Here is a 7,623-nt window from a genome sequence, read left to right on the forward strand (position 1 = left end):
TTCGACTGGGACCGCGTGCTGATGACGCACCGCCCCGAGTACTACCACTGGAACCAGTGGATGTTCACGCGCCTGTATGACCGCGGCCTCGCGTACCGCAAGCCGAGCCTCGTGAACTGGTGCCCCAACGACCAGACGGTGCTCGCCAACGAGCAGGTGGTCGCGGGTCTGTGCGAGCGCTGCGACACCCCCGTCACCAAGAAGAAGCTCACGCAGTGGTACTTCAAGGTCACCGACTACGCCGACGAGCTGCTTGACGAGCTCGAGACCCTGCGCGGCACGTGGCCGTCCAAGGTGATCGCGATGCAGCGCAACTGGATCGGCCGCTCCCGCGGAGCCGACGTCCAGTTTGTGATTGAGGGCCGCGAGGCGCCCATCCCGATCTACACGACGCGCCCCGACACGCTGTTTGGTGCGACGTTCATGGTGGTCGCGGTGGACTCCGACCTCGCAGCGGAGTTGGTGTCCGTCGCCGACGCCGGGGTTCAGGAGGAGTTCGCGGCCTACGCCGAACGGGTCAAGGGTGACACCGAGATCGAGCGGCTCAGCACCGAGCGGCCCAAGACGGGCGTGTTCCTCGGCCGCTACGCGATCAACCCCGTCAACGGGGAGCGCCTGCAGATTTGGGCCTCCGACTACGTGCTCGCCGACTACGGCCACGGCGCCATCATGGCCGTGCCGGCCCACGATCAGCGTGACCTCGACTTTGCGCGCGCCATGGACCTGCCGGTGCGCACCGTGCTGAATTGCCTCGACGACGACGGCAACCCGCTGCCAGACCCTACCGAGTCTGGCGTGGCGACCACCGGTGACGGCACGCTCATCAACTCCGGCTCTCTCGATGGCCTTGACAAGGCCGAGGCGATCACCGCGATCATCGCCGAACTCGAGAAGGCTGGAACGGCGTCGGCGTCCGTCAACTACCGCCTGCGCGACTGGCTGATCTCTCGCCAGCGCTACTGGGGCACCCCCATCCCGATCGTGCATTGCGACGCGTGTGGCGAGGTCCCCGTGCCTGACGATCAGCTGCCAGTGAAGTTGCCGCCGACGGAGGGCCTCGACCTCAAGCCCAAGGGCCAGTCGCCCCTGGCCGCCGCGACGGACTGGGTCAATACCACGTGCCCCAAGTGCGGCGGTGCGGCCCTGCGCGACACGGACACGATGGACACGTTCGTCGATTCGTCTTGGTACTTCCTGCGATTCCTGTCGCCGGGCAAGACCGACGGGCCGTTCGATCAGGCTGAGGCGAAGAAGTGGGCGCCCATCGACCAGTACGTCGGCGGCGTGACCCACGCGATCCTCCACCTGCTCTACGCGCGCTTCTTCACCAAGGCGCTGCGCGACATGGGCATGATCGACTTTGGCGAACCCTTCACCGCGCTGCTGAATCAGGGCATGGTGCAGATGGACGGCTCCGCGATGTCCAAGAGCCGCGGCAACCTGGTAAGCCTCGCGGCGCAGCTCGACGAGTTTGGCGTGGACGCGATACGCCTCACGATGTCCTTCGCAGGACCGCCAGAGGACGACATCGACTGGGCCGACGTGTCGCCCGCAGGCTCCGCCAAGTTCTTGGCGCGCGCGTGGCGGCTGGCGCGGGACGTCTCCAGCGAGCCTGGCGTGGACCCCGCCCTGGGCGACCGCGAACTCAGGGCCGTCACGCATCGAACGCTTTCTGAGGCGTCCGAACTGGTCGAGTCCTTCCGCTTCAACGTGGTGGTCGCGCGCGTCATGGAACTGGTGAATGCGACCCGCAAGGCGATCGACTCCGGGGCTGGGGCGACAGACCCCGCCGTGCGCGAGGCCGCCGAGGTGGTCGCGAGACTGCTCAGCCTGTTCGCTCCGTATTGCGCGGAAGACATGTGGTCGATGCTGGGTCACGAGGACCTGGTGGCACTGTCGGGGCTGCCCCCTGTGGATCCCGCGTTGCTGGTGCAAGAGACGGTCACGTGCGTGGTGCAAGTCATGGGCAAGGTGCGCGACCGGCTGGAGGTGTCTCCTGACGCGACAGAAGACGAACTGCGCGAACTCGCCTTGGCCGCGCCCAACGTCGTGCGTGCGATGGACGGTGCCCCGGTGCGTACAGTGATTGTGCGTCCGCCTGGGCTCGTCAACGTCGTCGTGAGAAAGTAGGTCCCCATGACTTTTCGGGTGGCGGTAGCGACGGACTCTTCCTCTTGCCTGCCTGTGGAACTTGCCCAGTCCTGGCGAGTCGCGGTGGCGCCGCTCCAGGTGAGCATTGACGACGAGACCTTTGTAGAGGGCGACGAGCTTTCGCCCCAGCGGGTGGTCGAGGCTCTGCTGGCAGGGAGCAAGGTCGGCACCTCCCAGCCCAGCCCGCAAGCGTTGTTGGACGTCGCCGAGTGGGCGAAGGCGGACGGCGCCCAGTCGCTCGTGTTCGTGTCGTTGTCTGCGAAGATCTCGGGCACCGCCGAGACGATGGAGGCGGTGGCGGAGCGCGCGCCGCTGCCAGTGACGGTGGTCGACTCCGGCACGGTTTCTCTCGCCGCAGGGCTCGCCGCGCTGTCCGCAAGCGCGGTGGCGGCTGCCGGGGGGGCGTACGACGACGTGGTCGCGGAGGCACAACGCGCCGCCAGGTCTTCGATGTGCCTGTTCACCCCAGAAACCCTCGAGTACTTGCGACGCGGCGGTCGGGTGGGCCCAGCCGTCGCGGCCGTGGGCAGGGCGCTGGGTGTCAAGCCCGAGTTGGGCCTCATCAAGGGGGAGGTGGCGTCGATCGCACGGCACAGGTCTTCCGTGAAGGCCCACGCCGCCATGCTCGACCGGATCGCGTCGCATGCGGCCACGATGCGCCATCCCGTGATCGGGATCATGACCTTGCCGGGCGACGAGGGTCTGGTGGCTCAGGCCCGTCAGGTGTTGTCCACCAGGGGAGACTGGCCGGTGGTAGAAGCGGGGCTGTCGGCAGCGCTCGCGGCGCACGCTGGCCCGGGAACGCTCGCCCTCGCGATCGTCGACGTCCACGCCGACGTCGTGGCCAGCCTCTCGTCCTGACGCGCCCTGTGGCCAGGTGAGCGTCGTCCACAGGTCGACACTCCACGCGCCCTTCCCCGCGCGGCACTGACGCCCGCTTCGGTCGGAACCCGCTCGCCCTAGCGTCGGCGCATGGACGCCAGCGGGGATGTCACCTCTCGGGTCGACCATGCCCTTCGGCAAGCCGCTGCGCGTGCGTACGAGGCCGCCCACGGCGCCTTGGGGGAGGACGTCGCTCAGGCCGAACCGGCGCGGTGGCGCTGGGAGATGTCCCCTCGGGTGATCGTGACGTTGGGGCTCGTCGCGTTGATCATCGGCGCCTTGGTGGTCTGGGCGCCGCGCCCCACCGGCGCTGCCGTCTCCACACCGCTCGCCGGCGGCCAGGAGTCGCCCGGCATCGTTGGCGCGCCCGTAGGTGCGGTGGTGAGCGTGCACGTGGCGGGGGCTGTGACGCAACCTGGAGTCTACGAACTCCCCGTCGGCAGCCGCGTGACCGATGCGATCGAGGCCGCTGGCGGCTCCCTCGAGGGCGCGGAACTCGACGCGATCAACCTGGCGCGGCAAGTCGCGGACGGAGAGCAGGTACGCGTGCCCACCCAGGGTGCCGACGGCGCGGCTGCGGGACGCACCCCCGACGGCCGGGTCAACATCAACACGGCGGACGTCGCCGTGCTCGAGGACCTGCCGGGGGTGGGGCCAGTGCTGGCGGGGCGCATCGTGGAGTACCGGGAGCGCCACGGGCCGTTTGCCTCGGTCGACGCGCTCGAGTCCGTCACCGGAGTGGGGCCCGCCGTCCTCGCCGGCCTCATGGACGCGGCCGCCGTGTGAGGGAGCACGACGCCCGGCTGCTGCCCGCGGCCGGTTGCGCCATCCTCACGTGCGCTTGGGGATCATCCGCGCGAGGCGACTGGGGCGCCGCCGTGTTGGCGTGGTGTGCCACCTTGGCAGTGTCGGTGCTCGCCGTCGCGCTCTTGGCGCGCGCCGCCCGCCGTCCCGCTACGGGGCCGCCCCGGTGGGGCCTGCTGCGGGCCAGAGACGTCGCACTTCTTGTGCCCTTCACCTGCCTGCTGGTGACGATCGTGTCCGCGACAGCAGCGGCGAGCGCCCGCGAGCACGTGCCTGCTGATATTGCCGCGGGTGTCGAGGCCGGCGCGCGCATCGAGATGGTGGGCGTAGTCGTGTCCGACCCTCGACCCGCGGGCCGGGATGTGTGGACGGGAGTGCCGCGCCAGGCCGTCACGGTGGCCGTTCAAGGTGCCTGCGCCGGCAGTTGCGAGCGGGTAAGGGCGGCGCACTTTACTGCCGACGTGATCGCCGAGGGCGCCATGACGGTGCGCCTAGGAGACACGGTGGCAGTGGAGGGTCGCGCAAGCCGCAGCCGCGACAGCAGGGTCGTGGCCACTGTGTGGGACGCGAGCGTTCAGGTGGTCGATCCCGCGCGTGGTGCGCTTGCCGCGGTTGGCGCCGTGCGGGCGAGCGCGCGCACAGCTGCCGAGCCGCTTGCAGACGAGGTGCGCGGCCTCGTGCTGGGGATGGTGATTGGCGACACCGACCAGATGCCGTCCGACCTGAGCGCCGACATGCGCACCACGAGCCTGACTCACCTCACGGCAGTATCCGGATCCCACTTCGCCATCGTGGTGCTCGTGCTCGGCTGGGTGCTCACGCGAGTGGTGAGGCGTCGATGGCTGCGCGCGGCCCTACTAGCCGGAGCCATGACGGCGTTGGCGGCCGTGGTGTTGCCAGAGCCGTCCGTGATGAGGGCGCTCACCATGGCCATCGCCGTCGCGCTCGGGTGGTGGTGGGGGCGGCCAGCCCGCGCGCTGCCAGCGCTTGGCGCGGGCGTGCTCGTGCTGCTCCTCATCGAGCCGGGCTTGGGGGGAGCCATCGGCTTTCAGCTCTCCGTCGTGGCCGTCACGTCCATCGTGGTGTGGGCGCCGCACCTGGCGCGACGCCTCAGCAGGTGGGTGGCCCCGACCCTCGCGCGCGCCGTCTCGATCCCGCTCGCGGCGTGGCTGGCGTGCTGGCCGCTGCTCGTCACGCTGCAGCCTGGGCTGGGCCTCTACGCCGTGCCCGCGAACCTCGTGGCGGCGCTTGCCGCGTTTCCCGTCACCGTCGTCGGCCTGTTCGCGATGGTGGTGTCGCTCGTGTGGCCAGGCCTAGGAGCCTTGGGCATGCAGGTGGCGGGGGTGTGCGCATGGCCCGTCGTGTGGGCCGCAAGGGCGTTCTCTGAGGCGCCAGGGAACTGGCTGGTGTGGCCGTCCGGGTGGGCGGGAGTGTTGCTCGCAGGGTCGGTGACGGGCGCGGTCGCCTTCGCGTCTACCGCGCGCCGCGCCAGGGGAGGGCTCAAGGTGGCCGTCGCCCTCGTCGCTGGCGTGAGCGTCGTGCTCGCCCCGGTGCTCACCGTGCGCTCTGGCCCGGTGCTCGACGATTGGGCGCTGGTGGTGTGCGACGTGGGTCAAGGCGACATGATGCTGGTGCGCGTGGACGAGCATGCAGCGGTGGTCATCGACACGGGTCCGCCGGGCGGTGCCGGGGTTTCTTGTCTGCGCCGCTACGGAGTGCGCGAAATCGAGTTGTTGGTGCTCACCCATCCTCATGCGGATCACGACGGCGCGGTCGCCGAAATTGCGGGGGTCGCGCGCATCGGCGAGGCATGGGTGTCGCCCGCCGCCGTGACGGTCGGACACGACGCGGGCACGGCCGACGCCAGGGCCACGGGTGCCTCGGTGAGCGTCCCTGGCGCAGGGGACCAGTGGGTAGGGGGTGACGTCCAGATCCTGGTGCTCTACCCGCCACGGGGATCAAGCGCAGCCGCCAGTTCGAGCGAGATCAACGATGCGAGCATCGCCTTGTCGATCCGCGCCGGTCCCACCACCGCGCTCGCGTGGGCAGACTTGGAGGAGGCCGGTCAGCTTGCCGTCGCATCGACCCTGTCGCCGCCCGTGGTGGTGGACCTCGTGAAGGTGGCGCACCACGGCTCGGCCGTCCAGTCGCAAGACCTGGCCACCACGGTGACGTCCAGGGTGGCGGCCATCAGCGTGGGCGAAGACAACCCGTACGGACATCCGCATGCGGGCACGGTTGCCCTGTATGCCCGCACGGCTGTGGTGATGACCACGGCGCGGTGCGGAGACATCGCTCTTGGAAAAGATGGCACCGTGGCGTCCGCGTGTCCCACGGGCGTGGCAGGCTAGTGCCGTGCCAGCGCCCACGTCATCCCGTCGCGGCGGCGCGGTCGCGCCCCCGTGGCATCGCGCCAAGCCAGCGCCCGTGGTGTTGGTCTCCGGCCCGGAGACCCTGCTCGGGAGCCGGGCGCTGAGCCTCATCGTCGATGCGGCCAAGGCTCGCGACCCAGAGACGGACGTGCACCGCATCGAGGCCGCCACGTACACCGCCGGGCTGCTGCGCTCCGCCGCAAGCCCCTCGCTGTTTGGCGGCACGGCGCTCGTGATCATCGAGGGAGCCGAGTCGATGAGCGACGCCTTCCTCACCGACGCGATCGACTACGTCTCCGCCCCCGATCCAGAGGCGGTCGTGGTGGTCAGGCACGGCGGCGGCAACAGGGGAAAGAAGCTTCTGGATGCGGCGCGCGCCGCGGGTGTGCCCGAGTACGGCTGCCCGGCCATCACGCGCGACAGCGACCTCGTGGACTTCACCGCAGCCGAGTTTTCCAGGGCCGGGCGCACGGCGAGCGCAGCGGCCGTGCGGGCGCTGGTTGACTCCGTGGGCTCAGACGTGTCCCAGATTGCGGCGGCCTGCTCGCAGTTGGCGCTCGACACTGAGGGTGGGATCGACGAGGCCGTGGTGGCCAAGTACTACGGCACTCGGGTGAACGCCACCGGCTTCGCGGTGGCCGACGCCGCCGTGGTGGGAGATCGCGCCAAGGCGTTGGCGTTGGTGCGTCACGCGCTCGAGACGGGAACAGACCCAGTACCGCTCGTGGCGGCTATCGCCGCGAAGTTGCGCACGCTAGCCAAGGTCGGAGCGGCGCGCGGCAGGGGAGTGGACCCCACCAGAGACCTCGGCATTGCACCCTGGCAAGTGGACCGCGCCCGCCGCGAGTTGAGGCATTGGGATGCCGACCGCCTGGCCGATGCCATCGAGTTGGTCGCGGCGGCAGACCATGCCATCAAGGGTGGCGACCGAGCGCCGGCCTTCTCCGTGGAACGGCTCGTGCGCCGGGTTGCGGACCTCGCGGCTGACGCCTGACGCGCGCGAGGCTCGCGCGGCGGTGGGAGAAGAGCCTGGTCGCCAGAGAAAAGCAAAAGGCCCCGCCGATGCGGGGCCTTCAGCGGTGAGGGGAGCGGCTCTAGAGCTGCCCCACCTGCTTGGCCAGTGCCGACTTGCGGTTGGCCGCCTGGTTGGCGTGGATGACGCCCTTCGAGGAGGCCTTGTCAAGCCTGATCGACGCGCTCTTGAGAGCGGACTCGGCCGCAGCCTTGTCGCCAGCGGCGATCGCCTCGCGCACCTTGCGCACGTGCGTCTTCAGTTCGGACTTGACGGCGACGTTGCGCAGGCGCGACTTTTCGTTCGTGCCGATGCGCTTGATCTTGGACTTGATGTTTGCCACGGGAATCCCTTGAGGTCTACGACGGTTCTCGTGCGTCGCTCTTGCGCGCACACGGCGTC

6 protein-coding genes are annotated in these 7,623 nt (G+C 69.8%); 5 read left to right on the plus strand and 1 reads right to left on the minus strand.

All coding sequences use genetic code 11. The annotated features are described in order from the left end of the window. From leuS to holA, 5 genes are all read left to right on the plus strand, one after another. Positions 1-2,130 (plus strand): leucine--tRNA ligase (leuS, locus tag QZZ33_RS11630; RefSeq protein WP_291380181.1); only part of this gene is annotated, 2,130 nt, incomplete at its 5' end. A 6-nt stretch (positions 2,131-2,136) separates the two neighbouring features. Next, positions 2,137-3,012, plus strand: coding sequence for a DegV family protein (locus QZZ33_RS11635; protein WP_291380182.1), 876 nt, complete (start codon positions 2,137-2,139; stop codon positions 3,010-3,012). 111 nt (positions 3,013-3,123) lie between these two features. Next, a complete protein-coding gene (locus QZZ33_RS11640) occupies positions 3,124-3,819 on the plus strand; it encodes a ComEA family DNA-binding protein (protein WP_291380183.1) in 696 nt (231 codons plus the stop codon). Then, positions 3,816-6,188: a ComEC/Rec2 family competence protein gene (locus QZZ33_RS11645; protein ID WP_291380184.1), complete on the plus strand. Its 2,373-nt coding sequence runs from the start codon at positions 3,816-3,818 to the stop codon at positions 6,186-6,188. Before QZZ33_RS11640 ends, QZZ33_RS11645 begins: the two co-directional genes overlap by 4 nt. 4 nt (positions 6,189-6,192) lie before the next feature. Then, entirely contained in the window at positions 6,193-7,203 is a 1,011-nt protein-coding gene (gene holA / locus QZZ33_RS11650; protein ID WP_291380185.1) for a DNA polymerase III subunit delta, read from the plus strand. 100 nt (positions 7,204-7,303) lie between these two features. Here the strand turns inward: holA and rpsT are convergent, their stop codons facing one another. After that, complete coding sequence (gene rpsT / locus QZZ33_RS11655; RefSeq protein ID WP_291380186.1) at positions 7,304-7,564, minus strand: 30S ribosomal protein S20; 261 nt, start codon at positions 7,562-7,564, stop codon at positions 7,304-7,306. Positions 7,565-7,623: the final 59 nt, after the last annotated feature.

Origin of the sequence: Demequina sp., assembly GCF_016278775.1 — a bacterium.
Taxonomy (GTDB): domain Bacteria; phylum Actinomycetota; class Actinomycetes; order Actinomycetales; family Demequinaceae; genus Demequina.